The following is a 24,614-nucleotide window of genomic DNA, read 5'->3' on the forward strand; positions in this document are numbered from 1 at the left end:
GCCAACCCCCGCCCACTGCCCCGCCGCCTACCGCCGCGCCAACCACCCCCGCCCCCCCCCCCCCCGGCCCCCCCCCCCCCCCGCCCCCGGGGGGGGGGGGGGGCCCCCCGCGGGGCGCGCCCCCCGCGGGGGGGCCGCCCCCGTCGGGTGGGGTGGGATCGCCTGGCCCGGAGGCGGTCCCACCCCGGGGGGCGGGGGACGCGTGGTGCGAGGCGCGCCCCTGGCGTCCCCACGCCACGGCCCTCGGGGGTGCGGGATCGGGTGGGGATGGGGCCGCTGTCCGCCGAGAGCGGCCCCATCGCGGTCACAGAGGACGACAGGAGAAGGGGAACGTCCGGTGTGGCCCTTCGGGAGGGTCTGCCGGGCTTCTGCCCTGCCAGACCCCTCCCACACCCGTGTGGAGGTGAGTGTGGTTCGGTGTCGATCCGTGTTCTCGCGCCGTGGGGTGTCGGATGCGGGTGTTCGTTTCAGGGGTGGGTTGAAGAGGGCTGTCGGTGTGATCCGCGCTGTCGCGTCTTCGTTCCCCCACGGCGAGGTGCCGGTGACCGGGCCGCTTGTCGGGCCGGCGAAAGCCGCCTTGTTTTCCGGATGGGTCTTCGTTTCGGGGGTAGGTTGGAGGTAGCCGTTGGTGTGACCCGCGCTGTCGCGTCCTCCCTGATCGTGGTGGGGCGCTCCCGGTTCGGACCTCCTCGATCACGTGACCGCCGTAGGGGCCGCGTACTCCCTTCCCGCTGTCGCCGGAAGGGGAGGGCTCTCTTCGAACATGGGGCGGCGACGAGCATGCTGCACCACACCCTGTACTACACCCGTACCCCCACCCCGCTGCGCCCGTTCCGTCTGGCCTGTCCGCAGGCGGAGGCCGAGTGCCGGCCCGGGCCGGCCGGCAGTGTCCTGGTCCGTGTGTCCGGTGAGTTCGACATGGACAGCGTCCACGTCTTCAACGAGGTCCTCGACGCCGTCACCGACGCATGGGTACTCCTGGACTGTACCGGGGTTGTCTTCGCCGACTCCTCCTTCCTCAACTCCCTCCTCGGCGCCCGGGAGCGCCTGGTCCTGACCGGCCCCCTGCCCCGCCGGCTGTCCCGCCTGTTGGAGGCGACCGGCACCCTGCCCCTGTTCACCACCGCCCCGGACACCGACACCGCCGCAAGCCTCTGCGCCGCCCGGTAGACATCGCCGCGGTACACCCACCCGAGTGAACGCCAGGCCCTGCCCACGCGCCCGCGACGTATACGGCGCTCGCTCAACTCCCATACGAACCACCATGATTAACTCTCACTGGTTTATTCCGTCATGGTTCCGGCGCGGTCCGAGGATCGGGCCGCGCCTATGTGCGTTTGGAGTGCGTTTCGGATAGGGCATCCTGAGCTCTACGACGAGGTGGCGGTGGCGGGTCGGTTGCGGGTGTCGGTGGCGGCGTGGCGGTGGGTGGTGGCGACGGGCGTGGTCCCGCCGGCGGACGGCCCGGAGGGGCATTGGTCGGCGGCGGTGGTCGGCGTGGTCCGGAGCGCCGGCCCGGGGTGATGGCGCGGATGGTGGGGGATTGATCGCGGTCGGCTGTTGGTGCGGTTCGGCGGTGATGGCGAGGTGCCGTTCGTCCACGGGGGCCGGCATGCCGCGCCGGCCCAGCGCCGGGACCGATGTGGTGTACGGAGGTCGCCTCACCGGACGAGCGACGAGGCCAACACGTCACCACCCACTTCGCCCCGCCTTTGTCCTGTATGGATCAGGTATGTAGGCCGCCCAGGCGACGAGGGAACGATTCAGCGAGCGGCGGACCGTGACCCTGGCCCAGCCGGTCGCGAAGGTGGCTCCCGAACACTGCTGCCTGAAGGGAACCCCCCCCATGCGTCTGCGTCATGCATCCGTCGCCGCTCTCGGCGCCCTGACCCTGGTCCTGACCACCCCTACGTCCTCATCGGCCGCCATCGGCGTATTCACCTACCGGTACGTCGCCGTGGACGGCCAGCACCGGTTCGGCGAGCTCCTGGACCCGGACAGCCGGGAATGCATCACTATCCCGGAGGCGGCCGACCCGAGCGCCAGCGAGTCGGCGGACACCCCGCGCAACCGGACCGCCTCGTCGGCGACGGTGTTCACCGAACCGGACTGCACGGGCGACTACTTCACGCTGCGGCCGCTGACGGGGCGCGGCTCGGACCGTCTGAAGTTCCGGTCGGTCGTGTTCAGCTGACCCGGATCGGACCGTCTGTCGAGATCGGCGGAGACGGCGGCCCACCACGCCCCGTCCCCGCCGGGCAAGGGTCGCGCTCCACCCCGCCGGACGGCTGCAGCGCCATCGTCGGCAGCCGGCCCGCCACCATCAGGGCCATGTCGGGGGCGCAGGCCACCGCCCCTGCCACGCCCACCTCTTGGGCGGGTGCTACAGCCGCCAAGGGTGGGTGTGGCAGCAGCTGACCGGCCGGCTCGAATTCGCGGGCGGCCCCGTCCCCTTTCCGATCTGCTTTTCAACCCGGCGTGCTGCGTCTGGTTCAGCCAGCTCGTGTGCTGTGCGACCCTGCCACCGGTCCGCAGACGTGGGCGGCAGACACGTCGTGCATCCGCCTCCACAGGCACCACAGGCCATCGGTTCCGCTGCGGAGCCGCCGGCCCGTGACAGTTGAGGCGCCGGCAGGCGGGGGACGGCTGGACGTACCACGATCGAGCGATCACGAACGAAGCGAAGTCGGACTCAACGACCACTCACCCGGCACCGGGCCTGGGACCGGTTCTCACCCACCCGGTGAGCGAGCTCGCCTCGGCGCCCACCGAGTGGCCGCGCCCGCGCTGACCGACGGCGTGGAGTAGGCCCTCCTCGATCCCGACCTCGACGCCGGCATCGCCCGAGGCGTTTCAAGGCGCCGAGAGCGGTAAGGCGCACCGCATGGTACGGATCGGGTACACGATGATGACCGAGCAGGCCGGGCCGCGCGAGCTGGTCTCCCACGTGATGGGGGCGGAGCGGGCCGGATTCGACTTCTCCGTCATCTCGGACCACTCCTTCCCCTGGCTGGAATCCCAGGGCCACGCCCCCTACGCGTGGAGCGTGCTGGGCGCCGCCGCGCAGGCCACCTCACGGATCCCGCTCATGACGTTCGTGACCTGCCCGACCTTCCGCTACCACCCCGCGGTGGTCGCCCAGAAGGCGGCAACGGTACAGCTCCTGTCCGAGGGACGATTCCGACTGGGGCTGGGCTCGGGGGAGAACCTCAACGAGCACGTCGTCGGCGCGGGCTGGCCCGCCGCCCACGTCCGACTGGATCTGCTCGAAGAAGCCGTGGAGATCATCCGCGCGCTGTTCGCGGGAGGCTACCTCAGCCACCACGGAGCCCACTTCGATGTCGAGAACGCCAGACTGTGGGACCTCCCCGACACCCCGCCCCCGATCGGAATAGCCGCCTCCGGAGAGCGGTCCTGCGAACTCGCCGGCACCCACGGCGACCTGCTGATCGCGACCGAGCCGAAGGCGGATCTGCTGACCGCGTTCGACGCCCACGGCGGCTCCGGCAAACCCCGCGTTGGTCAGCTCCCCGTCGCCTACGACCCCGACCACGACGCCGCGCTGGCCCGGGCCCACCACCAGTTCCGCTGGGCGCTCGGCGGCTGGAGGGTCAACGCGGAACTCCCCGGCCCCGCCGGCTTCGCCGAGGCTTCCCGACACACCAGGCCTGAGGACGTCGCCCGCGCCATTCCCTGCGGCGACGACGTCGATGCCTTCGTCGACGCCGTTCGCGCCTACACCGACGCCGGATTCGACGAGATCGCCCTGATCCAGATCGGCGGTGACCAGCAGGAACCCTTCCTCGCCTGGTCCGAGACCGAACTGCTGCCCGCGCTCGCGGCGCTGTGACCAACGGCCCCGCGACACCGCCACCCGTTGAGGAGTCCGTCATGCCCCGAGGATCCAGCCCCAAGCGAGAACGCCAGTACGAGCACATCAAGGAGAGCGCGGAGCAGCGCGGAGAGAGCACGAAGCGGGCCAAGGAGATCGCGGCGCGGACCGTGAACAAGGAGCGGGCCCGCGCGGGCGAGTCCAAGACGGCGAGCAAGAGCTCGACCCAGGACATGTCCTCCGGCAAGCGCGGCGGACAGCGCTCCCACAGCGGCAGCCAGGGCCCCACCTACGACCAGCTGTACGCCGAGGCCAAGCGCCGTGACCTGCACGGCCGCTCCTCCATGGACAAGGCCGAACTCAAGCGCAAGCTCGGCCACTGAATCCGGCCCGCGGAAAGGCGCGCACATGAACCGGGCAGCGCTCTTCGACGTGGACGGCACCCTCGCCGACACCAACCACCTCCACGTCACGTGCTGGTGGGAGGCTTTGCGGCAGGCGGGCCACGCCATCCCCATGCACGCCATCCACCGGGCCATCGGCCTGCCCGGCGCGGACCTCCTCGCCCACCTGCTGGGCGACGACCACGACGCCGACGAGGACGACGCGCTGACCGCCGCGCACGACACCCTCTACGGCACCTACTTCGACCGCCTGCCCGCCCTGGACTCCGCCGCCGCCCTGCTGCGCGCGGTGGATCGGACGGGCCGGCGCGTGGTGCTGGTCACCTCCGCACGACAAGCCGAACTCGATGCCCTGCGCAAGGCCGTGGACGCCGACGACGCCATCACCGCGACCGCCAGCGCCGACGACGTGGAGGACGGCAAACCCGCACCGGACCCGGTGTGCCACGCTCTCGACCTCGTCGTAGCCCCGGCACAAGGCGCCGTGTTCGTCGGCGATACCGTCTGGGACATGGAGGCCGGTACCCGCGCCGGTGTGACTTGCGTAGGCCTCCTGTGCGGAGGGATCCCCCGGGCCGATCTCTTGGCTGCCGGCGCCCACAGCGTGTACCGAGACCCGGCGGATCTCCTGGCGCACCTGGACGACAGCCCGTTCGCGCTCGGGAGGAGCGGCGCCCGGCGCCCGGGAGAGCGAGGTACGCGATGACGAGTACGGCCCTGACGTAGCGAGAGCTGCCGGGCGGTCCGGTCGCCCTGCCGAGCGGCTACCGCCCGGCGGGCTGCCACGCGGCTGCCCGCCGGGCGCCGCGGTGACCGCGGGCGACGTCGCCTGGCCCGCGGCCACCACGGCACGCGCGGACTCAGGATTCGTCCGGCTTCCGGCTTTCCTTGTGAGCCAGGGGCTGGGCCTTCGGGCTGGGTGTGAGCGCGTCGTCGGCTTCCGCGTCCCCTGTGCCGGGCAAGATCGCGGCTTCGGCCTGCTCGCGTGCTTCTTCGTCGCCGCTTTCGCCCGGTGCCTGGGACGGGGTGGTGCGCGAGGTCCCGTTCTCGTGTTTCTTGACCATGGTGTGCTCCTGCTCTGATTGTCGGAGGGTGCGGCAGCGGTCGAGCGCATGGTCCCTGTGCCGGTCTGGGCCGGCTCCGGCAACCTGGGAGGCGAGCGGGGCCGGGCCCGTCCGCCCGTCACGGGCCGGTGCTTCGTCGCACTCAGGACGGCGGGTAGACGCTGCGCTTGAGGCGCCGAGCGAGGTGTGCGGTGTTGGCGGCGAGGGTCTTGGTGGTGGCGGCGGTCTTCTCGGGGGTCTTGTCGAGGTCCTGGTAGTCGGTGCTCTGCATGGCCTCGCCGACCCAGTAGGTGACGGCGTTCGCGGGCAGGGTGAAGCCGCAGTCGTTGAGCCCCTGGAACAGTTCGGCGCTGACGTGGTGGGCGCCGTCTTCGTTCCCGACGACGCAAACGGCGGCGACCTTGCCGTAAGTGAGCATGCGGCCTTCCTCGTCGCTCTCGCCGATCTCCGCGTTGAGACGCTCCAGAACCCGCTGGCAAACGCTGGAGGGATGCCCCAGCCAGATCGGGGTGGCGAGGAGGAGGATGTCGGTGCCGAGGATCGTCTCGCGGATGTCGGGCCAGGCGTCGCCGTCGCCCAGGTCGACGGCCACACCGGTCTTGACGTCGTGGTCGGCGATCCGGATGGTCTTGCCGGTCACACCGTGCTCGGCCAGCGCGTCCAGTGCCTGACGTGCCAGGAGCTCGGAGCTGGAGGCGGCAGGCGACGGCGACAGGGTGCAGACGAGGGCGACGGCACGCAGCGGAGTGTTTGCGGTGGCTTCCATGTTCCGCGGCTACCCGTTGTCGGCGATCCAATTCACCAGGGCAGTCCTCGCCGATCGCCCGACGCACAGCGCGGCTACGCTGCCGCCGGGCGGGGCGTCGGCGTAGGCGAAGGCCTACCAGATGCTGGGCAGGACGTCGAACCGGTCGTCCGGGCCCCCGGGCCTCGTGACGGGCAGACCCTGGGAGGCCCCTTCATCCCGCCTCCTCAGCCCACCCCCACGTGGCCGGCCCCTACCCTGATGTGTCCCTCGAACCTGCGGGCCGTATGCCCGCACCGGCGAGCGGCGCGGTGTTCGCACCGGCACCCTGCCGCAGCCCCGTCAGGAACTCCTCGAAGGCCTCCAGGGCGGTGCGCTGCGCAATCCAGCCCAGTTCCTCGCGAGCCCGGCCGGCGTCCAGCATCGGCAGTCGCAGCACCGCGTCCAGCAATCCGGGGGCGGCCGGTACGAGCCGCAGCCGCCAGGCGGCGGACAGCGCGGACCGGGCCGCCACGGCGGGCAGCGGCACCGTGCGGGCGTGCAGAAGCCGGCCGATGGCCGCACTGTCGAGGATGGGATCGGCGACCAGATTGAACGGACCCCGCACGGGTCGCACCACGGCGGCCCGGTAGGCGTCGGCGGCGTCATCGGTGTGCAGAACCTGAAAGCGCAGCCCGCGGATGCCGGGCACCGCCGGCAGCAGCCCGGGCCGTACCAGCCACCACGGCAGCAGCTGGCCGGCGAAGATCCGCCGCTGCTCGGAGGCGGCCGCCCGCTTGAACAGGAACCCCGGCCGCATCCGCACCACCCTCATCGACGGGTTCGCCTGCTCGAACATGTCCAGGTAGCGCTCCAGATACGCCTTCTCGCGGGTGTAGGCAGCGCCGGGCCAGCCGTGGGTGGGCCAGGACTCGTCCACGGGCCGGCCGTCTTCGGGACCGGGGGAGTAGGCGCCGACGGACGAAGCGTGCACCAGCACCCGCACGTCGTTGCGTGCGCACGCCTCGAAGACCCGGATCGAGCCCAGGACGTTCGTCCGCCAGGTCTCCACCGGATCGTGCGTGGGCTGGAACTTCCACGCCAGGTGCACCACGGCGTCGGCGCCCCGCAGGAGGGCGTCGAGATCACTGCCACCGGGATCGACATCAGCCGCTGCCCATTGCACGTCCTCACCGCAGCCCACGCCCGGACCGGGAAGGCGGCGGGCCGCACCCGTTATCCGGGAGATGGCCGGATCGAGCGCCAGAGCACCGATCACGCTGGTGCCCGCGTTTCCGGTCGCTCCCGTCACCACGACTCTCATGACACCCGTCCTTCCTCGAAGCCGCCTTCCTCGGGCGCCTTCCCCCAGCGGCGGCGGCCATACCGGTCTGCCCCTTGCGAGGTCCCCAGGGCCGAACGGTCGCCGGCAGCGCAGGTCGATCCCGCCACGCGGGGTGGTAGGCCAGTGGCAGAGCGGGGGGCCGGTACTCGGTCGGGGACCCCGTCGTCGAGCCGGGCCGGTTCCGCGAAGGGTGGGCAGTGCCCTGGCAACACGGCTTCCGGTGCGGCAGGCACTGTCGCCGCTCTGCTCGCCCGCACCTTCCTCCGCAGCCGGGGCGGGCACGGCCGGAGCCGGCTTGGGCGCCTGCGACGCCGGTCTCGCCGAGGCGGATCTGCGCATGATGGAACGCGACGTGTCGGCCGAGGTCTCGCGCGAGCTACGAGATCACCCTCGCGGGCGTCTCATCGACGTGAGAGCGCCGCCGGCGATGTCGGCCGGGTGAGTGCGAGCGCGACCGCGGCGGACCTGAACGGACGGCCCGTGCGGTCATGCGGTGCCCGAGCGCAGAAGCTGCAGGACAGCGCGCTCGACGCGGCCGTGGGTTGCCGGTTCGCCGAAGGTTGCGTCCTCGCCCAGCTTGCCGAGGGCGGCGGCGATGGTCTCGCCTTCCTCGTAGAGCTCGATGACGCGGGGATGGATGTAGGAGGCCCGGCACACCGCGGGCGTGTTCCCCAGGTATGCGCTGACCTCGTGCACGGCGCGCGCCACCACCCTGCGGCGGCGCGCCTGGGACGCGTCCGCGGTGCTCTCGGACACGGCGAGGGCGACTGCTGCCAGCACGGTGGCGTACCAGGTCCTGAAGTCCTTGGCCGTCACCTCCTGTCCCGACCCCTCCCGCAGGTAGGAGTTGAGGTCCTCGGCGCGGACCTCGTGCCACGCCCTGTGCTCCCAGTAGGCGAACAGCCTCTCTCCGTCGTCCCGGCGCCTGAGCAGTGCCCGGATCACGGCGTGGGCCTGCTCGTCGACGAGCGAGCGCTCGACCTCCTTGCCGGACTTCGCGGGGAAGTGCAGCCGGATTTCACCGCCGCCGCAGGAGACGTGCTCCCGCAACAACGTCGTGAGACCGAAGCTTCCGTTGTCCCGGGCGTAGCGCTCACCGCCGACGCGCAGGAAGCCGAGGTCGAGGAGGCGGGTCAGGCAGGCCAGCACGCGTACGCGGGTCAACCCGCGGCCGGCGAGATCTCGCTCCACGCGCGCCCGCAGGCGGGGAAGTGAGCGAGCCACCCGCTGGACGTGCTCGTGCTTGGCGGCATCCTGCCGCTCGCGGAAGTGAGGGTGGTAGAGGTACTGGCGCCGCCCGGCGGCGTCCGTCCCCACGGCCTGGATGTGACCGTTGGGCCACGGGCAGACCCATACGTCCTGCCAGGCGGGCGGGATCACCAGGGCACGCGTTCGCTCCCGGTCCGCTGCCGAGAGGGTGCGGCCGTGGGTGTCCAGGTAGCGGAAGCCGCGGCCGTGGCGCACGCGGCTCCATCCCGGCGCATGGGGATCGCTGGTCCGCAGCCTCACGGCGCCGGTCGGTCCGTGTCGGGGTGGGCCTGCGTGCGCAGGGTCCATGCCTCGCCCGGGCAGTCGTAGGGCAGGGGAGGGAAACGGTGCCCGCGGACGTCCGTGCTCTTGCTCCACAGATGCTGCCGGCCGCAGTCGCAGGCGTAGATGCCGCTGTCCGGCACGATCTCGCCGGGTCTCCATCTCTCGGTCTGTTCCATGCCGGGCGCCTACCCCGCGTGTGGCGGCGCACGCCCGGTCGGCGGCGGTGCGGTCGAAGCGGCTGCCGGACATGCCGGACTCCAGGCTCCCCGCTGCCCCGGCCGCGTCCTGCCGGGCAGGGACCCGGCCCGAGCGTATGCCGGGCCTCGGGGACAGGGCGGCCCGACAGCAGGATCCCCGCACGAGCCACGCCGCGCCCGGCAGGGCCGGTGCCGGGCCCAGGAGTCCGATGGGCAAGGAGGCGCCGGCCCGGTGACGGCCGATCCCGTCGGGGGCGTCCCCATGGCCGTAGTGGAACGGCAGGAGGACGACGCCCTCGCGGATGCCGGTGGCGCGCACCCGGGCCCGGACCGTGCCGCGCCGGGTGGTCACCTCGGCCAAATCGCCTTCGCCGACGCGGGCGGCCGCCGCGTCGGGTTCGGACAGCTCGATCCACATGTCCGGGGAGGTGCACGGTGCGGTCGGCGTTGGTGAAGGTGCCGGATTTCTCGCCCAGCCCGCGGCGGGGAGCACCACGTCGGCGAACTCCGTCGTCTCGGTCGGGAAGAGGTCCTGTACGACGAGGAACAGCCGTTCCTGGCCGAGCCCGGCGCGGATGCGCCGCAGTTCCGGGAGGAAGACGGCGGGGGTTGGTGCCGGAGACCCAGAGCATGCGCAGGGAGCCTTCTTCGGCAAGGTGGATCATCCGCATGAGGTGGGTGGGCGGACCGTCGCGCGGGACGCGGTCCGTGGGGAAGTTCCAGACATTGGCGAGCTCCTCGACGTGGCGGGGGTTGGCCCGGTTCCGGAAGCCCGGCAGGTCGCCGTCGGCGCCACACTCGCGGGTGTTCTGCGCGGTGGGCCGGCCGTTCATCTGCAGGACGCCGTACCCCGGCCGCCTGAGCATGCCGCGGCACGGATCTGCTCGGCGGGCACGCCGGTGGCCGCGGCGGCGGCTTCGGCAGGGAAGAGAGCAACCTGCTGTTCGAGCCGGTCGAAGCCTGCGACGTGCGCCTCGATGGAGGACGGGGCGGTCCAACCGTTCGCGATCACCTCGTACAGAAGGCCGTTCATGGGCGCGAGGGTGGTGCGGGCATCGGCCGGAGATGAAGGGTGGCCGCGTCGGACACCGGCCCCGTGCAGGGATCCACGCAAGACTGCGCCTTCAGCCGCCTTGATGTTCTGCTGCCGCCGGGACACCTGCGAGGTCGTCAGTGCTGTACGGCGTTCTCCCGCATAAAATTCGGGGTACCCGAGGCAGGTCGAGGCACGGTTCTTTCGCCCTGCTCCGCTGCAGGCTCTTTGGAGGGCACGCTTGAATCGGTTCGCCCGGCTCGCCACCCGTGTTCTGGGGGCCCCGCTCGGTCTCGTGTGGCTGGCGCCTGCGGGTGAGAGCGCGGGGGCGTTGCCCGAGTGCTGGCCGCCTGAAGCGGCACCGGCCGCGGAGGTGCTGGAGTGCTGCCGCGGGGTTGCCGAGAGCGGGCGCCCGCAGTTCCTCGAGGGCGCCGAGGAAGGTGCGGTGGTGTTCGCGTTCGCCGGCGTGCCCCTCATCGGGAGTGCGGGGGAGCCCTTGGGGGTCCTTGCCGTCATGGACCCCTCGCCGCGGGTGTGGAGCGAGGAGGACGTGCGGGATCTGTCGGATCTGGCCGCGGCCTGCAGCGCGCAGATGCGGATGCGGTCGCGCTCACACGTAGGTCGTCTGGCCCGCGAAGCCGCCGAGGAGGCCGCGTCCGCGGCCGAGGGGGAAGCGCATCGTGCGCAGAAGCTGCTGAACCGTTCCGAGCTGCTCCTGCGGGCGGCCGAGGATCTCGCCGACACCAGCGGTCTGGACGACGTGCGACAGCGTGTCGGGGACCTGGTCAGCGGGGACCTCAAGCCCGCCTGCATCGACCTGGTCCTCCTGCGGCGGGACGGCCTCCACCACGTCCGCGGGCCCCTCGACGGTGAATGGCCCGATGTTCCCGAGTCGTTCGAGCGTGGCTCGCGATGGCCGGCCGCGAAGGCGGTACGGGAGAACCGCATGGTCGTCGTCGACGCCCCGCCGGCGGTTGATGCCTCGCGCGAGCCGTTGGCCACCCCGGCCTTCGCCGCCCTGGATCTCGCGACCGCCGTCTGCCTGCCTCTGCGTGGAACGCACGACGTCGTGGGTGCCCTGGTGCTGGGCTGGGACACCCCATACGACGTCGGCGTGGAGGAGCGGGCGGTGCTGACCACGCTCGCCGGCTACACCGCCCAGGCGGTCGAGCGCGCCCTGCACCTCGACGAGCGGGTCACCGCGGCCCGCCGGCTCCAACGGGCCATGCTCACGGAGCTTCCGGAGATTCCCGGCCTGGAAATGGCCGCGTTGTATCGGCCCGCCGCTGAGGACGACATGGTGGGCGGTGACTGGTACGACGCCTACCCCCTGCCCGTGGCCGGGAACGGCGAGGCGACCGAAGGTCTGGCCCTGACCGTCGGCGACATCACCGGGCACGACATGCGGGCCGCCGCCCTCATGGGTCAGGTCCGCAGCATGCTCCGCCAGGCGGACCACGACCACCCCGGTCAAGGCCCCGAGCAAGCCCTCACCGCGCTCGAAGGGGCATGCCGCCGACTCGAGCTTCCGGCCAGCGGGACCGTGGTCCACGCCCATGTACATCCCACGGGCGACGGCCACTGGCATTTGAAGTGGAGCAACGCCGGACATCCCCCACCGCTGCTCGTCACGGCGGACGGCTTCGTGGAGAGCCTGACGCAGCACGATATTCTGCTGCATCCTGGCCTCCCACCGGTGCCCCGTACCTTCGCCGACCGTTCCCTGGCACCCGGCAGCATGCTGCTGCTGTACACCGATGGGTTGGTCGAGGAACGCGGCGAGGACATCGAGGACGACATCGACCGGCTCGCCCGCCTCCTCGCCACGACCCCGCCGGGCGTCAGGCTGGACGCGTTGCTGCGCTCCCTGCTCGATGCGGTCGGCGCGCGTGAGGCCCAGGACGACACCGTCCTCTTCGCGCTCCGCATCCCCGCGCCGTAGGCCCCGCCGACGCGACGGCCCCGACCTCCAGGCTGAGCCGCGACACCCTCCGACGGCCCCGGTGATCCGCGCAGCCGTCCGGCCAACCGATTCTCGCACCGTTGTCCTCCGTGACCGGGAGGACAACGGCCTCTCAGAACCGGTCGGCCGGATTTCGCCTGATGGTCGGTCGCCACCCCGTCACCCCGCCACCCGATCGTCCGGCGCGCCGAGATCGTCGCGCGCGGCCTTGTGGGTCATGTGGTGGTGGTCGTAGCGCTCCCTGGTTCGACTTCACGATCGTCATCGAGGCCGGGGGAATCGCGTGTGATTGCGTCGACGAGGTACACACGGACTGCCTGGGCATGACAATGTCGTGGTAGGTGGGTGGGCTGCGTGGTGCTGCCCATTCTGTCGGGCCGGTTCCGGGGGGCGTCATGCGTTCGAGTACGCGCAAGGTCGGATGGACTCTCAGCGCCTGCGGTCTGGTGTTGGCCTTGGCGTCGGCGTCAGGGTGCAATGTTCAGGAGGACGGTCCTCCCGGTGGCGGCGAGGCGAGCAGGCCCGCGTCTGCTGTGCCTTCCGTGTCTGCTGAGTCTTCCGTGCCGCAAGGATTCGATCCGCCGCTGAAGTTCGCTGCGGAGGGGCATGACCTGCCGTGGTCGGGGACGAGGTACCGAAAGGATCCACTTCCCTTCACTCTGGAAGGGACGACGACGTGGATGAGCTCCGGCGAGGGGCTCGTGGGATTCGACGCCGCGAACCGGCGTACGGCTCGCATCGGTCCAAGCGGTGCGTGGGCAGTGAAAACGGTCCCGTCACCGCCCACGGTGACGAAGGTCGCCGACCGCACCGTCGTCCTCACCGTGTTCCCCGTCGCCGTCGATGGCAAAGGCACGGAACGCGGTCACCACGAACTGGAGGTCCTGGCCGTCGATGCGAACACCCTGGAGGCGGCATGGAGCTTCAGGGTCACGCATGAGGCCGTGACGTTCGGGACCAGGGACGGCGTGGCCCCGACCCTCGCCATCGTCGGCGTTTCCGGCACCACGGCCGTGATCAGCTACGGACCCGGACCGGGGGACAACAGCTTCGTCGCCGCCGTCGACCTCGTCACCAAATCCCTGTCGTGGTCCAAGGCCCGCGTCGCAGCCGTCGCGGTCGGGGACGGCAACGTCGCCCTCAGCGAGGGAGTGACGCCCGACTCCAGGCTCTACGGGGTCCGGGCGGCAGACGGGCAGCCCGCGTGGAGCGGAGTGCACACCGAGGGCATGTTGTACGCGGGCCCGGCCGGCCGGCACTTCGTCGCCGTCCAGACCAAGGCAATCGGTTCGGGTAGGGAGGACTTTCCCTTGTTGAACCTGGCGACCGGCAGTCGAGTGACCGAGCACGGCATGCAGCGCGTACCGGACCGCTGCCTGGACGACCCGGTCACCACCTCCGTCGTGTGCGACGGCCACGCGGTCACCGTCGGCCTGGACGCCAAGAGCGGTCGGCAACTCTGGTCCCTTCCCACGCAAACCCGCCGAAGCATCGACGTCTCGGCCGTGTGGCACGGAGTCGTCTACGCGAAGGTCGACGACAAGACGGTGCTCCTTGATGCCCGGACCGGTGCCGACAGGCCCGAATCCCTGGAATCCGCACCCCGCCTCGTCAACGGTTACATCGGCGTGTTCACCGACCCGGACGCTCCCGCGGCCTCTCCTGTCGTACGCCGCACGACAGGCTGACACACCAGCAGGTCGTGTTCCGGCCAGAAAGCGGGAACACGGCCAGGACGAGGGTGTCGCTGCCGAGGTGCGGATACCGCTGACGTTGCCGGCCTTGGGCCGGATGTCGGTGAATCCGGTCCAGGTGCTTCCTGACGGCTCTCCACGCAGGCGGGCGGCTGCGGGGATGCGAGCCGGTGCCCCAGACGAGACGGGCGGGGACGCATTCCACGGGTCGCCGCACCCGACCGTCGTCTTACGTCTGTCACGCTGATCGCGGAATCACCCTGTTCGCCTGACGCCGGCCTGATTCACCGGATGTCGGCTCGTGCGCGATCGATGTGCCGGGGAGGTAGCCGGTCCCCGGCAGGTCCTCGGCGAGCCTGCCCGCGAGTGCGCTCACCAGGCATCGGCCGGGTGAGGACGCCGAGTGCGAGCAGAGCGAGCGCCGGCAGCACGGCGACGATGATTCCCATCGGCAGGGCGTCGGTGGCGCCGCCCGCGCCGGCCAGCGGAGCGAGTGCCGCGCCGAACACGAACTGGCTGAAACCGAGCAGAGCGGCTGCCGACCCGGCGTGTGCGCCGTGGTCGGCCAGGGCCTGGGCCGCGGCGTTCGGCATGACCAAGCCCACGCTGGTGACCAGGACGAACAGGCCGATCAGCAGCACGGGCAGGGGTGCCCGTGTCAGCACCGCGCTCAGGACCGTGGCGCCACCGGCTGTCGCGCCCAGCAGACCGGCGAGCAGCAGGACGCGGGCGCCGGCCCTGGCCACCAGCCGGCCGCTGATCCGGGCGGCCGCGATGAGTCCGGCGGCGTTGACGGCGAACACGGCGCCGTACTGCTGCGGTGACAGGCCGTGGATTTCCTGCAGGACGAACGGCGAGCCGGAGATGTAGGCGAACATCGCCGCGAATGCCAGGCCGTTGGCCAGGACATACCCGGTGAAGACCCGGTCGCTGAGCAGCTGCCCGAAGACAGCCGGCAGCGGCCGACGTGACGACGCGGAGGACCGGGTCTCCGGCAGTCCCGCGGCGCAGGCCGCCAGCATCACGGCGCCGAGTGCGGCCAGGCCGACGAAGATGCCCCGCCAGGACGTGACGCGCAGTAGCTGGCCGCCGAGGACCGGCGCGAACACCGGCGCCAGGCCGGTGATCAAGGTCAGCGCGGAGAAGAGGCGTGCGGTGAGGATTCCGGAGGTGCGATCGCGGACCATGGCGTTCGCGATGACGATGCCGAACGCCCCGCCGATGCCCTGGACCAGGCGTAGCCCGACGAGGGTCCGGACGTCGGGCGCCACCGCGCAGAGCGCGCCGGCGATCGTGTAGAGGGCGAGGCCCGCCAGCAACGGACGCCGCCGGCCGTAGGTGTCGCTCAGCGGCCCGGCGATCAGCTGCCCGATGGCCAGCCCGGCCAGGCAGGCGGTGATGGTGAGCTGGGTGGCCGCGGCGCCGGCGCGCAGGTCGCCGGCGAGGTCGGGCAGTCCGGGCAGGTAGCCGTCGATGGACAATGGTCCCAGGGCCACGAGCGCTGCGAGCAGGACGATGAATCGGGGGTGCCGGCCGGCGGCGTCGTTGCTCATGGCTCAGTACGCCACGGTGATGCGGCGGCGGATCGCGGTGCCGCTCTCGATTGTGTCGGCCAGGGCGATTGCGTAGTCGGCGTACGAGATGCGGCTGTTGCCGTCGTCGTCGGTGAGCAGGGTGTCCCCGGCGCTGCGGTAGGCCCCGGTCCGCTCACCCGCTGCGATGATCGCTGCGGGCGACACGTACGTCCAGTCGAGGTCGTGCACGCCGCGGTAGAGGTCGAGCGCCTCGGACTGGGCCTCGGCGTTGGCCTTCCACAGCGCGGGGAAGTCCGGGTCGTCCATGACCCGGGCGCCGTTCGGCGTGCGCAGGCTGCCGGCACCCCCGATGGTGACCAGGCGCGTGACGCCGGCTCGGCGGAGTCCGTCGATCAGCGCACGGGCGGCACCGACGATCGTGGCGCGGTCGTCCTCCTGGCCGATCCGGGGGCCGACGGCCGACAGCACGGCGTCGTGGGAGGCGGCGAGGCCGGCGACCGCCGCGGCGTCCGTGACGTCACCGGGGGTCACGGTCAGGGCCTTGTGCGTGAGTCCGCCGACCTGGCCGGCTCGGGTGACCGCGGTGACGGTATGGCCGCGACGCAGTAGTTCCTCGGTGGCGGGCCGGCCGATATTGCCGCCGGCACCGAACAGGACGATCTTCATGTGTTGCTCCTTGCTTGTGATGGTCAAAGGACGGGCTGACCGTCGGCGACGATGGCCGCGGTGATGCCGCGCTCGTCGGCGGCGTGCTGGAAGCGCTGCTCGATGTCGGGTTGTTCGGTGTAGAACGGCGGGTTGTGGAACAGGCCGTAGTGCATGGCGCAGACGGTGCCGGCGCCGAGTGCGACGGCGGCCTCGACGCCCTGCTCGGGGGTCATGGTCGCCGGGACGTTGGCCGCGTAGCCCTCGAAGTGGGCGATGACGCCGTTGACCGGGACGAAGGCGACATCGAACGGGCCGTGGTCGCGGGCGATCTGCCACCAGCTGCCGTGCCACTGGGTGTCGCCGCAGTGGATGATCCGCCGGCCGGCGCCTTCGACGACCCAGGCGACCTGGTCACAGTCGTTGCCGCGCCAGTCCAGCGAGGTCACCGGGGTGACGGTCAGTTCTCCGACGCGGCGTGACCGGCCCAGGTCCTGGGCAACGGGGGTGATGCCCCCCTCGCGCAGGGCCGCCGCGCTCGGGGTGTGGCAGCCGATGGTGCCGGTGGCCGCGATCCGGGCTATCAGGTCGTGGTCGTAGTGGTCGGGGTGCAGGTGGGTGATGAGGGCGTGAGTGCCGGGCGGGGTGTCGACCGGGTCGACCGGCCGGTGTGGCGGCCCCATCACCGGCGCCAGCGGAGCAACGTTTTCGAGCGGATCGATCAGCAGGCGGGTGTCGCCGAGACGGATCTCGACGCCGGCCCAGGCCAACCGACGCACGGAAAGGGCGGAGGTCATGGGCAGCGACGCTAGACCGACCTTGTTGAGAAAGTCAACAAGCAAGTTTTGGATCTCAACACCCCGGTGTAAGGTGGTGGCATGCGCACCTACGGGCAGTACTGCGGCATCGCGAAGGCACTGGACACCATCGGCGACCGATGGACCCTGCTGATCATCCGTGAACTGTTCGCCCTGGGGCCGTGCCGGCACACCGACCTGCGCAACGGGCTGCCCGGGATCGCCAGCAACCTGCTGGTCGACCGCCTCCGCGACCTCGAGGAAGCCGGCCTGATCCACCGCGAGGCCGCCCCGCCACCGGTGGCCACCACCCTGTTCTCCCTCACCGAGCGTGGCCGCGAGCTGGAGCCGGTGCTGCGGGAGCTGAGCCGGTGGGGCCTGCCGCTGTTGCGTGAGCCGGGCGGCGGCGACACCTTCCGCACCCACTGGCTGGACATGCCCGCCCGGGCACTGACCGACCACCGCCCCGACCAGCCGGCCATCGCCCTGCAACTGCACGCCGACGGCAACGAGGACCTGGTCATCGAAGTCAAGGACGGCTCGGTGCACACACACGCAGGCCGGGTCGACGACCCCACCGCGACCCTGACCGGACCGCCGCACCTGCTGGCCGCCACCCTGCTCGGCGACCTCGACCTGAGCGCCGCAGAACAGCAAGGTCTCCTGCTCAGCGGCGAACGCGAGGCAGTAGCCCGCATCCTGCCCCGCTGATCGACCGGCCGCTCGCGCGAAAGGCCCGGAGGGGCGTGAGTAACTCCCCGGTGGCAGGGGCGTCGGCACGGTGCTCGACGATCACGGTCCCGGCGCCGGCCGCGGGCTGCCACACGGTGGGGTCGAGGATGGTGAAGGCCCCTTTCCCGCCGAGCGCCGAGCGCCGATCGCCGAGAGCGGGCCGCGGTGCCGGTCGCCCTTGGAGACGATCTCGACGATGTCGAGACCGCCTCCGCGCAGCGGGCGCGGAAGGCGTCGGCAAAGCAGCCGGTCTGTTCCAGGGCCATGGGGCTGGGCCGGGTCCCCGCCGGACGGTGGTGCGGGTGGTGCTGCTCGTCATCAGGTTCCGCCTCCATCGGCGGTTACGGGGTGGGCGGGCGGGATACGGCTGAGGGCGGCCTGGAGGACCGCGTGCGCCGGCAGGGCGCTGGTGTCGATGACGTGGCCGTCGGCGTGCATCCACGCAGTGGCGGCAGCGGCGTAGTCCACCGCGCTCCGCCGCCGGTACGCACGTACGGCCTCGCTTCGGGTCTCGTCTCCCGGGAATTCCTCGCTCGTGTCGATCCGGGCTCTCAGCTCGTCCGGTTCGACGTGAAGGACGAGATGGACGAGCCCGGGCGCGCGGCGCAAGGGCGTGAACACTTCCGCGGCGTAGGCGGGATCGAGCACGGACATGGGCACGAGGACGTGACCGCTGGTGTGCGCGGCGATCTCGCTGATGTAGGCCGTGGTCAGGCGCCGCCAGGCCGGGTAATCCTGGTAGTCGCGGAGCTTTCCGGGGTGCCCGGTCAGCGTGCGGCGCAGCAGGTCGCCGACCTCCTCCGGGTCGGCCACCACCGAACCGGGCAGTGCCTGACGCAGGCCGGCCGCCAGGGTGCTCTTGCCACTGCCGAAGGCCCCGTTGATCCAGGTGATCACTGCTCGTCGGACCTCTCTGTGGCTGTGCTCCGTCCAACGGCGGAGCCGGGAGCCTCGTCACGGCCGGGCCAGGAGACCACGATGCGACAGTCGTTCTTCTCCACGACGTCCCCGGCCGGGAGCATGGAGTCGGGGGTCCCCGCGGGCAGCACCGTCAGCATGGGCCTGGCCCGGCCCCGCAGGTCGCGGTCCCAGGTGTGGACGGCGGCGGCCAGGGTGTCCGCGGCGGCCTTGCCGTCCGGCCCGAAGCCCTGGACTCCGAACTCCCACGTGGAGGTGTCGCCGGCCTCGTCGTGCTTACGCCGCTCCGTCATCAGACAGGCCAGCGAGCTACCGAGGACGACCGCTTCGGCCCCCGACCGCTTCGGCAGCCGCACCGGCCCCGGCCGCTCCGGAGCCCCCTCCATCCGGCAGAACCCGGCCAGGGAGGTGGCCAGCCACAGCTGCAGGTCCTCCAGCGTCTCCCCGCCGCGCACCGTCACCCCGGTCCACAGCTCCACGCCGCCCCCGGCCAGGGCGCGGTCCAGGCCGTCGAGCGTGGCGGGCGGGGTGTCCTCCCAGCGGATGCCGTAGCCCGTGTCCCCGATCGGGTCAGGGGTCTCGTCCCACCGGCCGGCACCCCGCATGGGGACGAACCCGCACGGGCTGATCTCCGTGGACACCAGCGCCGGGTCCTCGTGGCGCAGGCCGACGGCCCGGGTGAACCCGCCGATCCGCAGGGGCATGACCAGGTGCCCGCCCTGCGCGAGCTGGTTCGTCCAGTGCCGCGCAACGTCGTTCGAGGCGACCGTCACGATGACGGCGTCGAAGCCGCCCGCCGGAAGCAGGTCTCCGGGCGCTCCGCCGGTGCCGTCGCCCAGGACGGCCCGGACCCGGCCCGCGTACCCGGTCTCGGCCAGGAACCGTTCCGTACGCTCATGCACGTACGAGTCGATCTCCATGCACACCACCGACCCCTGAGGGCCCACCAGTTCGGCGATCAGGCAGGCGTTGTACCCGCCGCCCCCGATCTCGAGCACGTTCGCTCCCGTCCGGAGGGAGGCGCGGCGCAGCATGACCGCCTGCATCTCGGGCTGGGACACCGAGCTCATCGACCGCCCGCTGTCCTCGTCGAACACGGTGGCCACCGCCTCGTTGGCGTACGCCCGCGCGAGCGGCTGCTCGGGGAGGAACGCGTGCCGGGGCACCGTCGCGAACGCCCGCCGCAGCTCCGGGGTGTCGGTCCAGCCGGCTTCGGTGAGGTCTCGGACGAGCTGCTCGCGGAGCCGGAGCGCTGCGACCGGTTCGCCGAACGTCGGCTGCACGCCTCCGGTGGGCCTGGGCGTGTGGTGCGCGGGCGGGACGTCGGGCAGCAGACCCGGCCACACCACGTTCAAGGCCTGGGCGGACGCCGTGAACAGTGGCTGGGGCAGGTTCCGCACGGCGAAGGGGGAGTGCCACTCCCACCGGGTGATCAACTCCGGTTCCCGCACGGTCGGCTCGCCGGTGTGGTCGGTGAGGCGGGCGATCTCGGTGACCCGGGTGAATCCGTGCGGGGAGTCACACAACGTGCCCAGCAGGAGCACTGACTCCGGCCGGGCCCGCAATCCCGCCTCCTCGGCGAGTTCGCGTACTGCCGTGGCCTCGAAGGCCTCGCCCGGCTCCACCTTGCCGGCCGGGAGTTCCCACACGGCGCGGGAGGGGTTCCAGCCGAGGAGGACCTGCCCGCGGTCGTTGGTGACCACGACGGCGACGCCGACCGTCGCGGACGGTTTCGGTGTCCGCTTCTCGCCGTAGGCGACGGGGTCGGTCTTGGGCCCGCGCAGCAGCAGGACGGTGAGGTCGCCGGCCTCGAAGCGCTCGGTGTGCTGCCAGCCGTCGGCGAGGAGGTCGATCTCGGAGTCGTCCAGGCAGATCCCGCGCAGTTCCTCGGGGTGGCGGTCGGCGTGCGGGGTGATCACGCACAGGATGCCGTCCTCGTCGAGGAGGGCGGCGAGTTCGGCGACCGTGCGGGTGCGGTCCGGCAGGTGGGCCAAGGCCCGGCGCATGGTGATCAGCCGATAGCCGCCGGTGTCGGCCGGGGCGAGGGAGGAGAGGTCCCCGCCGGTCAGGTCGAGGTGGTGGCAGCTGACCCCGGCCGAGGCCGCGCAGGTCTTGTCGATGGCGGACTGGGCCCAGTCCACGGCGTCGACCTGGTACCCGGCTGCGGCGAGGAACCGGGCGAGCTCACCGGTCCCGCAGGCCACGTCCAGGGCCCGGGCCTCCCGCCCGTCCTCCGGCAGGACCAGGTGCTCGGTGAGGACGGACTTCTCGGTGTCGCTCAGGGGGCGGAAGTCGCGGCCGGCCGCGTAGTGGAGGTGCCAGTCCTGTGCGGTGTGCGAGGTGCTCATGTGGTGTGGGCTCCCTGTTCGTCGGGTGGTTCAGGAGAGGTCGGAGGGGTGCTGGGAGGCCAGGGGCTCGCTGTTCTCCGCGACCGGGATCGCGGCGACCGGCGGGTCGTACATCGGGACGATGCTCATCTGGACCTCCCAGTCCCAGGTGTCGAAGTACGCCGGTATCCCGGCCTTGCGGGCGGCCGGCACGGCCTCTCGCTCACGACGCGTCCCCTCCGGCGGCGGGGAAGCGCGTCATCCGCATGAGTGCCGGGTCGGCCGCGAAGCCGAGCGACTCGTACAGCGGGGCGGAACCGTCGGCGGCGTACAGCTCGTACAGGGTGACCCCGTCGTGCTCCAGGTGGTCGAGGAGGGCCGCGAGTGCGGCCTTGGCGTAGCCGCGGCGCCGGTGTCCGGGGTCGGTGGCGACCGCGTGGATCCGCACGGCCAGCCCCTTGGGGTACTTGGGGGCGGGCAGGACGGCGTGGACCAGTCCGAGGGCGCAGGTGGCGAGCCCGCCGTCGGGGGAGTCGATCACGTACGCGCGGGCGTCACCGCCGTCCTGGAGGCGTAAGGCGAGCTGGTCGGCGCACGTGGTGAGCCAGGCGGCGTCGAGGGGTTCGCTCAGGATGTTCTCCGACCGCAGGCGGGCGATCTCGGCGGCATCGGCAGGGGTGGCGAGGCGGGGTTCGGGCACGGGGGTCCTTCCTCGAACGAGTAGAAGTCGCAGACGGACTAGGGAAGTCGGGCACGAAGCCGGCGCAGGGTGCGGTGGCCGCGCTCGGTGACCTCGGGGTCGTCGTGGCTGGTGCCGTAGGCGATGCCGGACACGGCGTCGAAGGCGGCCTCGCAGTCCAGGCGCAGCTCCTCGGTCGGGGTGAGTGATCTGCCGTAGCCGTCGAGGAACGCGGCGCGCAGGTCCGGGCGGCCGGTCCAGGTGTCGCTCAGCCGCACCATGTCCCGGGTCGCGGTGTTGTACTCGGACCGCTCGAAGTCGAACAGCAGCGGTTCACCGTCGCCGTCCAGCAGGACGTTGCGGTACTGCAGGTCCCCGTGCGTGGGTACGAGCATGGGCTTCGGGAGGTCCCTGTAAGCGCCGACGAGGGCGAGGACCAGTTCCTCGTCCCCGGCGTCCAGGTACGGGCGGGCTCCGTCCAGATGACGTTCGACCTTGTCCGCGCCCGTGGCGGCTGCGGCGGGCCGCTCGGGTGCGCTGCGGTGAAGGACGCCCACGAGACGGCCCAGGGCCTGCTGGACGTGCGCCTCGTCGCCGGCGCCGAGGGCCATGCCGTGCAGCGGCTGCCCGGGCAGCGCGGTGACGACGACGGCCCGCGCTCCGGTGTCGGCGGCGACGAGACGGGGAGCGCGCGCCCCGAGGGCCGGCGCCCAGGACCGGTACGCGGCGACCTCCCGGTCATGGAACTTCGCCCCGTGGTGCCGCTTGAGGTACCAGGTGCCGCCGCCGGGCCCGGTCAGCCGCCATACCCGGCTGCCGGTGCGCACCCAGGACACCTCCGTCGCCTCCACGATCCTGCCGACGGCCTGCTCGGCGAACACCCTCAGCCCGTACGGCACTTCCACTCCGCCGACGGGCGGCCCGGTCAGCAGGCGGGTGCGGTCGGGGCCGTCCGGCCGGTGCTCGACGGCGTCGCCCGGCTGTTGGAAGTGCACGGCGGCGGGCAGCCCCGCGCGGTAGGCGTCCAGACCGGCCCGGCAGTACGCCACCATTGGCGCGGGGAGGGCGTCCAGCGGGTACCAGTCCATGCCGTCGCACCGGTCCGGCTCCATGATCCGAGGCCGGCCCGACCAGCGGCGGACCTCGAAGAAGACGCCCATACGGGACCGGGAGCCCACCGGCGGGCTGTGGTGGACGGTGACCGCCGCGGTCACGTCCTCCGCCTGGATGCGTACGCCCGTTTCCTCCAGGGCTTCCCGGATGACGGCCTCGACCATGTCCTCGTCGGGGTCGAGGTGCCCGGACGGCAGATGCCACAGCCCCGACGCGTACACCGGTCCGGCCCGGCGGGACAACAGCACCTCCGGTCCGCCCTCACCGTCGCGGCGCAGGATGAGGTGCACGTCGACCGGCACCGTGTGCCGGGCCCCGCCGCTCACCGGGCTGTCCTGGGGCGGCGATCTGCTCCGAGGCGGGACTGGATCGGGCCCTGGAGCACGACGGTCCACTCGGCCTGGTGGGTCCACAGGCTGCCGTCCCCCATGATCGCGACGCGGGCGTGCACGGTGGCGGTGCCCGCGCCCCATGGGGGCTCCGCCCGCGCGGCGACTGTCCGCTCCTCAAGGGCGACTCCGGCATGGGCGGGGGGTACGAGAGGATTGAGCACGTTCGACTCCTTGGGCAGGGGGGACGGCGACGGGGGCGGGATGCGCGGGGGCGGTCAGCTCCACCCGAGCTCGGTGTACGGGCGTCCGGCGCGGATGCCTTCGATCGCCGCGCGGGTGTACGGGACGATCGGCTCGGGGAGGGCGTCGGCGGGCCACCAGCCCCAGGACACGCAACGGTCCGGCTCCCTGACCCGGAGTGTCCCGGTCCACTGCCGGGCGCGGAAGACGAACCCGATTCTGGGTTGGTCTCCGGGCTTGTCGACCATGTGCACCACGTGCGCGAGCTCGACGTCGGCCGGGTCGATGAGCAGCCCGGCCTCCTCCTGAGCCTCGCGGACCAGGCAGGTCACCGCGGACTCCTGCTCGCAGTGCCCGGCGAGGAAGTGGTGGGTGCCGCCGGCGTACGCCGAGCCGGGGTGCCGCAGACCGAGCAGTACCTGTCCGTCGCGTTCCAGATAGAGGTGTACGCCGACGATGTGCGGAACGCCGGCGCTGCCCGCCTTCGGCCTGTCCGGGCCCCCGGCTCCGCCCTGGGGCGTCGTCGTGCCGCGGGCGGCGCTCTGGGCGTGCCGGCGTACGAGCTCCAGGGTGGAGGGACTCAGTCTCAGGCGGTCCATCGCCTCGGGGCGGAACCAGGCCAGCATCACACCCTCGGTGAGCGGCAGGCGGGCGGGATCGCCGTTCCACTGCGCGGTGAACACCTCCACCGGCACGGCCCGGCCGTCCGTGCCGGTGGCGAGCTCGACAGCGAACGGCTCCACGATCCCCGGCTCGAGCCCGGCCTCCTCACCCAGTTCACGGCGGACGGTGTCCTCGAGCGAGGTGTCGCCCGGCTCGCGGCCTCCGCCGAGCAGCGCCCAGGCCCCGGGTGCCCAGATGCCCGGGATGTCGTCGCGCAGGTGCAGCAGGTAGCGGCCGTGCCCGTCGTGGATCAGTGCCGAGGCGTTGACCGGCTCGATGCGGCCGTCGAGCCCGGACGCGATGAGCTTCGCCCGCAGCTGCGGTGCCGTGACCTCGTCGAAGTCGACCCACTGCGGGGCCGAGACCTCCTCCGGCTGCACCGTGACCTTGACGTCCCTGTCCACCAGCTGGAAGACGAAGCGGAAGTCCCAATGTTGGTGTTCGCCTTCGCCCTTGCACGGGTTGGCGTCGATGTCGAAGACATCGATGTCGATGGGCAGATCCCCGTAGGCGGCGGTGGCACACAGGGCCCCGGGCGGGATGCCGGCCTCCTCGTGGACCTCGCGCAACGCCGTCTCGAGCAGCGAGCGATCACCTGCCTCGACGTGCCCGCCGGGTGCCAGCAGGAGCCCGAACGTGTTGTGGTGGACGAGCAGCACCCGGCGGTCGTGGTCGACGACGACCGCGCTGCACGTGACGTGCCCCGGCAAGGTTGAGCGGCTCGTGGGCTCGGCGCCTTCGTCCAGCAACCGCAACAGAGTCGCCAGCAGCGGTACTTCGGTCGGATGCCGTTCCAGGTAGGCGGTGACGAGATCGCGGATGTGCGTCCGGGAGGGTGGCAAGA

At 72.0% G+C, this 24,614-nt stretch carries 24 protein-coding genes and 1 pseudogene; 8 read left to right on the forward strand and 17 right to left on the reverse strand.

Features of this window, described 5'->3' with window-relative positions; all coding sequences use genetic code 11:
• Positions 1 to 780: 780 nt before the first annotated feature.
• From ACZ6ZI_RS38945 to ACZ6ZI_RS38965, 5 genes are all read left to right on the forward strand, one after another.
• Positions 781 to 1,170: an STAS domain-containing protein gene (locus ACZ6ZI_RS38945; RefSeq protein ID WP_469529558.1), complete on the forward strand. Its 390-nt coding sequence runs from the start codon at positions 781 to 783 to the stop codon at positions 1,168 to 1,170.
• A 676-nt stretch (positions 1,171 to 1,846) separates the two neighbouring features.
• Complete coding sequence (locus ACZ6ZI_RS38950; RefSeq protein ID WP_469529559.1) at positions 1,847 to 2,194, forward strand: hypothetical protein; 348 nt, start codon at positions 1,847 to 1,849, stop codon at positions 2,192 to 2,194.
• A gap of 690 nt (positions 2,195 to 2,884) precedes the next feature.
• Positions 2,885 to 3,850 carry an LLM class F420-dependent oxidoreductase gene (locus ACZ6ZI_RS38955; protein ID WP_469529561.1) on the forward strand — a complete coding sequence of 322 codons (966 nt, stop codon included), beginning with the start codon at positions 2,885 to 2,887 and terminating at the stop codon, positions 3,848 to 3,850.
• Positions 3,851 to 3,891: 41 nt separating this feature from the next.
• Positions 3,892 to 4,215 carry a plasmid stabilization protein gene (locus tag ACZ6ZI_RS38960; protein WP_469529564.1) on the forward strand — a complete coding sequence of 108 codons (324 nt, stop codon included), beginning with the start codon at positions 3,892 to 3,894 and terminating at the stop codon, positions 4,213 to 4,215.
• 25 nt (positions 4,216 to 4,240) lie between these two features.
• Complete coding sequence (locus ACZ6ZI_RS38965) at positions 4,241 to 4,942, forward strand: HAD family hydrolase (RefSeq protein WP_469529565.1); 702 nt, start codon at positions 4,241 to 4,243, stop codon at positions 4,940 to 4,942.
• Between the two features lie 154 nt (positions 4,943 to 5,096).
• Here the strand turns inward: ACZ6ZI_RS38965 and ACZ6ZI_RS38970 are convergent, their stop codons facing one another.
• The 7 genes and pseudogenes from ACZ6ZI_RS38970 to ACZ6ZI_RS39000 all read right to left on the reverse strand — a co-directional run bounded on the left by ACZ6ZI_RS38970 (position 5,097) and on the right by ACZ6ZI_RS39000 (position 10,132).
• Positions 5,097 to 5,300 (reverse strand): hypothetical protein, encoded by a 204-nt coding sequence (locus ACZ6ZI_RS38970; RefSeq protein ID WP_469529567.1) that lies wholly within the window; start codon positions 5,298 to 5,300, stop codon positions 5,097 to 5,099.
• A gap of 142 nt (positions 5,301 to 5,442) precedes the next feature.
• Positions 5,443 to 6,066 carry a flavodoxin family protein gene (locus tag ACZ6ZI_RS38975; protein ID WP_469529568.1) on the reverse strand — a complete coding sequence of 208 codons (624 nt, stop codon included), beginning with the start codon at positions 6,064 to 6,066 and terminating at the stop codon, positions 5,443 to 5,445.
• A gap of 232 nt (positions 6,067 to 6,298) precedes the next feature.
• Positions 6,299 to 7,348: an NAD-dependent epimerase/dehydratase family protein gene (locus ACZ6ZI_RS38980; protein WP_469529570.1), complete on the reverse strand. Its 1,050-nt coding sequence runs from the start codon at positions 7,346 to 7,348 to the stop codon at positions 6,299 to 6,301.
• Between the two features lie 507 nt (positions 7,349 to 7,855).
• Positions 7,856 to 8,878 carry a DNA topoisomerase IB gene (locus ACZ6ZI_RS38985; RefSeq protein ID WP_469529646.1) on the reverse strand — a complete coding sequence of 341 codons (1,023 nt, stop codon included), beginning with the start codon at positions 8,876 to 8,878 and terminating at the stop codon, positions 7,856 to 7,858.
• The gene (locus ACZ6ZI_RS38990; RefSeq protein ID WP_469529649.1) at positions 8,875 to 9,078 is read right to left on the reverse strand and encodes a hypothetical protein; all 204 of its coding nucleotides are present in this window, start codon (positions 9,076 to 9,078) and stop codon (positions 8,875 to 8,877) included. The genes ACZ6ZI_RS38985 and ACZ6ZI_RS38990 overlap by 4 nt, the downstream gene beginning before the upstream one ends.
• A gap of 343 nt (positions 9,079 to 9,421) precedes the next feature.
• Positions 9,422 to 9,517, reverse strand: a pseudogene (locus ACZ6ZI_RS38995) (hypothetical protein); the annotation flags it as partial.
• A gap of 411 nt (positions 9,518 to 9,928) precedes the next feature.
• Complete coding sequence (locus ACZ6ZI_RS39000; RefSeq protein ID WP_469529572.1) at positions 9,929 to 10,132, reverse strand: hypothetical protein; 204 nt, start codon at positions 10,130 to 10,132, stop codon at positions 9,929 to 9,931.
• Between the two features lie 241 nt (positions 10,133 to 10,373).
• Here ACZ6ZI_RS39000 and ACZ6ZI_RS39005 point away from each other — a divergent pair, with 241 nt between their 5' ends.
• Together ACZ6ZI_RS39005 and ACZ6ZI_RS39010 are read left to right on the forward strand one after the other, a co-directional pair.
• A complete protein-coding gene (locus ACZ6ZI_RS39005; RefSeq protein WP_469529574.1) occupies positions 10,374 to 12,074 on the forward strand; it encodes a PP2C family protein-serine/threonine phosphatase in 1,701 nt (566 codons plus the stop codon).
• 809 nt (positions 12,075 to 12,883) lie between these two features.
• The gene (locus ACZ6ZI_RS39010) at positions 12,884 to 13,783 is read left to right on the forward strand and encodes a PQQ-binding-like beta-propeller repeat protein (RefSeq protein ID WP_469529577.1); all 900 of its coding nucleotides are present in this window, start codon (positions 12,884 to 12,886) and stop codon (positions 13,781 to 13,783) included.
• Between the two features lie 290 nt (positions 13,784 to 14,073).
• Here ACZ6ZI_RS39010 and ACZ6ZI_RS39015 read toward each other — a convergent pair whose 3' ends face one another.
• The 3 genes from ACZ6ZI_RS39015 to ACZ6ZI_RS39025 are packed head-to-tail and all read right to left on the reverse strand — an operon-like array spanning position 14,074 to position 16,766.
• On the reverse strand, positions 14,074 to 15,342 hold the full coding sequence (locus ACZ6ZI_RS39015) for a multidrug effflux MFS transporter (protein ID WP_469529580.1): 1,269 nt from the start codon (positions 15,340 to 15,342) through the stop codon (positions 14,074 to 14,076).
• Positions 15,343 to 15,345: 3 nt separating this feature from the next.
• The gene (locus tag ACZ6ZI_RS39020) at positions 15,346 to 15,990 is read right to left on the reverse strand and encodes an NAD(P)-dependent oxidoreductase (RefSeq protein WP_469529583.1); all 645 of its coding nucleotides are present in this window, start codon (positions 15,988 to 15,990) and stop codon (positions 15,346 to 15,348) included.
• Positions 15,991 to 16,013: 23 nt separating this feature from the next.
• Positions 16,014 to 16,766, reverse strand: coding sequence for an MBL fold metallo-hydrolase (locus tag ACZ6ZI_RS39025; protein WP_469529585.1), 753 nt, complete (start codon positions 16,764 to 16,766; stop codon positions 16,014 to 16,016).
• A gap of 81 nt (positions 16,767 to 16,847) precedes the next feature.
• On the opposite strand from ACZ6ZI_RS39025, the gene ACZ6ZI_RS39030 reads away from it, so the two are divergent.
• Positions 16,848 to 17,477, forward strand: coding sequence for a winged helix-turn-helix transcriptional regulator (locus ACZ6ZI_RS39030; protein ID WP_469529586.1), 630 nt, complete (start codon positions 16,848 to 16,850; stop codon positions 17,475 to 17,477).
• 339 nt (positions 17,478 to 17,816) lie between these two features.
• Here ACZ6ZI_RS39030 and ACZ6ZI_RS39035 read toward each other — a convergent pair whose 3' ends face one another.
• The 7 genes from ACZ6ZI_RS39035 to ACZ6ZI_RS39065 are packed head-to-tail and all read right to left on the reverse strand — an operon-like array spanning position 17,817 to position 24,612.
• Positions 17,817 to 18,395: an AAA family ATPase gene (locus ACZ6ZI_RS39035; RefSeq protein WP_469529589.1), complete on the reverse strand. Its 579-nt coding sequence runs from the start codon at positions 18,393 to 18,395 to the stop codon at positions 17,817 to 17,819.
• A complete protein-coding gene (fxlM, locus tag ACZ6ZI_RS39040) occupies positions 18,392 to 20,764 on the reverse strand; it encodes a methyltransferase, FxLD system (RefSeq protein WP_469529591.1) in 2,373 nt (790 codons plus the stop codon). Before fxlM ends, ACZ6ZI_RS39035 begins: the two co-directional genes overlap by 4 nt.
• A gap of 30 nt (positions 20,765 to 20,794) precedes the next feature.
• Positions 20,795 to 20,956, reverse strand: coding sequence for a hypothetical protein (locus ACZ6ZI_RS39045; protein ID WP_469529593.1), 162 nt, complete (start codon positions 20,954 to 20,956; stop codon positions 20,795 to 20,797).
• Between the two features lie 10 nt (positions 20,957 to 20,966).
• Positions 20,967 to 21,443, reverse strand: a complete 477-nt coding sequence (locus ACZ6ZI_RS39050; RefSeq protein WP_469529595.1) for a GNAT family N-acetyltransferase — start codon at positions 21,441 to 21,443, stop codon at positions 20,967 to 20,969.
• Between the two features lie 38 nt (positions 21,444 to 21,481).
• Complete coding sequence (locus tag ACZ6ZI_RS39055; RefSeq protein ID WP_469529598.1) at positions 21,482 to 22,861, reverse strand: phosphotransferase; 1,380 nt, start codon at positions 22,859 to 22,861, stop codon at positions 21,482 to 21,484.
• Entirely contained in the window at positions 22,858 to 23,088 is a 231-nt protein-coding gene (locus tag ACZ6ZI_RS39060; protein ID WP_469529600.1) for a hypothetical protein, read from the reverse strand. Before ACZ6ZI_RS39060 ends, ACZ6ZI_RS39055 begins: the two co-directional genes overlap by 4 nt.
• Before the next feature lie 54 nt (positions 23,089 to 23,142).
• Positions 23,143 to 24,612, reverse strand: coding sequence for an NUDIX domain-containing protein (locus tag ACZ6ZI_RS39065; RefSeq protein ID WP_469529603.1), 1,470 nt, complete (start codon positions 24,610 to 24,612; stop codon positions 23,143 to 23,145).
• Positions 24,613 to 24,614 lie beyond the last annotated feature (2 nt).

The organism is Streptomyces sp. NPDC103540 (assembly GCF_055584445.1).

What these genes read in the sequence shown, in the direction of transcription:
- ACZ6ZI_RS38975 (WP_469529568.1), bottom strand. Translation starts at nt 6,066, where the DNA reads ATGGAAGCCACCGCAAACACTCCGCTGCGTGCCGTCGCCCTCGTCTGC.
- ACZ6ZI_RS39000 (WP_469529572.1), bottom strand. Translation starts at nt 10,132, where the DNA reads ATGAACGGCCTTCTGTACGAGGTGATCGCGAACGGTTGGACCGCCCCG.
- ACZ6ZI_RS39030 (WP_469529586.1), top strand. Translation starts at nt 16,848, where the DNA reads ATGCGCACCTACGGGCAGTACTGCGGCATCGCGAAGGCACTGGACACC.
- ACZ6ZI_RS38965 (WP_469529565.1), top strand. Translation starts at nt 4,241, where the DNA reads ATGAACCGGGCAGCGCTCTTCGACGTGGACGGCACCCTCGCCGACACC.
- ACZ6ZI_RS38950 (WP_469529559.1), top strand. Translation starts at nt 1,847, where the DNA reads ATGCGTCTGCGTCATGCATCCGTCGCCGCTCTCGGCGCCCTGACCCTG.
- ACZ6ZI_RS38990 (WP_469529649.1), bottom strand. Translation starts at nt 9,078, where the DNA reads ATGGAACAGACCGAGAGATGGAGACCCGGCGAGATCGTGCCGGACAGC.
- ACZ6ZI_RS38980 (WP_469529570.1), bottom strand. Translation starts at nt 7,348, where the DNA reads ATGAGAGTCGTGGTGACGGGAGCGACCGGAAACGCGGGCACCAGCGTG.
- ACZ6ZI_RS38970 (WP_469529567.1), bottom strand. Translation starts at nt 5,300, where the DNA reads ATGGTCAAGAAACACGAGAACGGGACCTCGCGCACCACCCCGTCCCAG.
- ACZ6ZI_RS38955 (WP_469529561.1), top strand. Translation starts at nt 2,885, where the DNA reads ATGGTACGGATCGGGTACACGATGATGACCGAGCAGGCCGGGCCGCGC.
- ACZ6ZI_RS39015 (WP_469529580.1), bottom strand. Translation starts at nt 15,342, where the DNA reads ATGAGCAACGACGCCGCCGGCCGGCACCCCCGATTCATCGTCCTGCTC.
- ACZ6ZI_RS39020 (WP_469529583.1), bottom strand. Translation starts at nt 15,990, where the DNA reads ATGAAGATCGTCCTGTTCGGTGCCGGCGGCAATATCGGCCGGCCCGCC.
- ACZ6ZI_RS39025 (WP_469529585.1), bottom strand. Translation starts at nt 16,766, where the DNA reads ATGACCTCCGCCCTTTCCGTGCGTCGGTTGGCCTGGGCCGGCGTCGAG.
- ACZ6ZI_RS38945 (WP_469529558.1), top strand. Translation starts at nt 781, where the DNA reads ATGCTGCACCACACCCTGTACTACACCCGTACCCCCACCCCGCTGCGC.
- ACZ6ZI_RS38960 (WP_469529564.1), top strand. Translation starts at nt 3,892, where the DNA reads ATGCCCCGAGGATCCAGCCCCAAGCGAGAACGCCAGTACGAGCACATC.
- fxlM (WP_469529591.1), bottom strand. Translation starts at nt 20,764, where the DNA reads ATGAGCACCTCGCACACCGCACAGGACTGGCACCTCCACTACGCGGCC.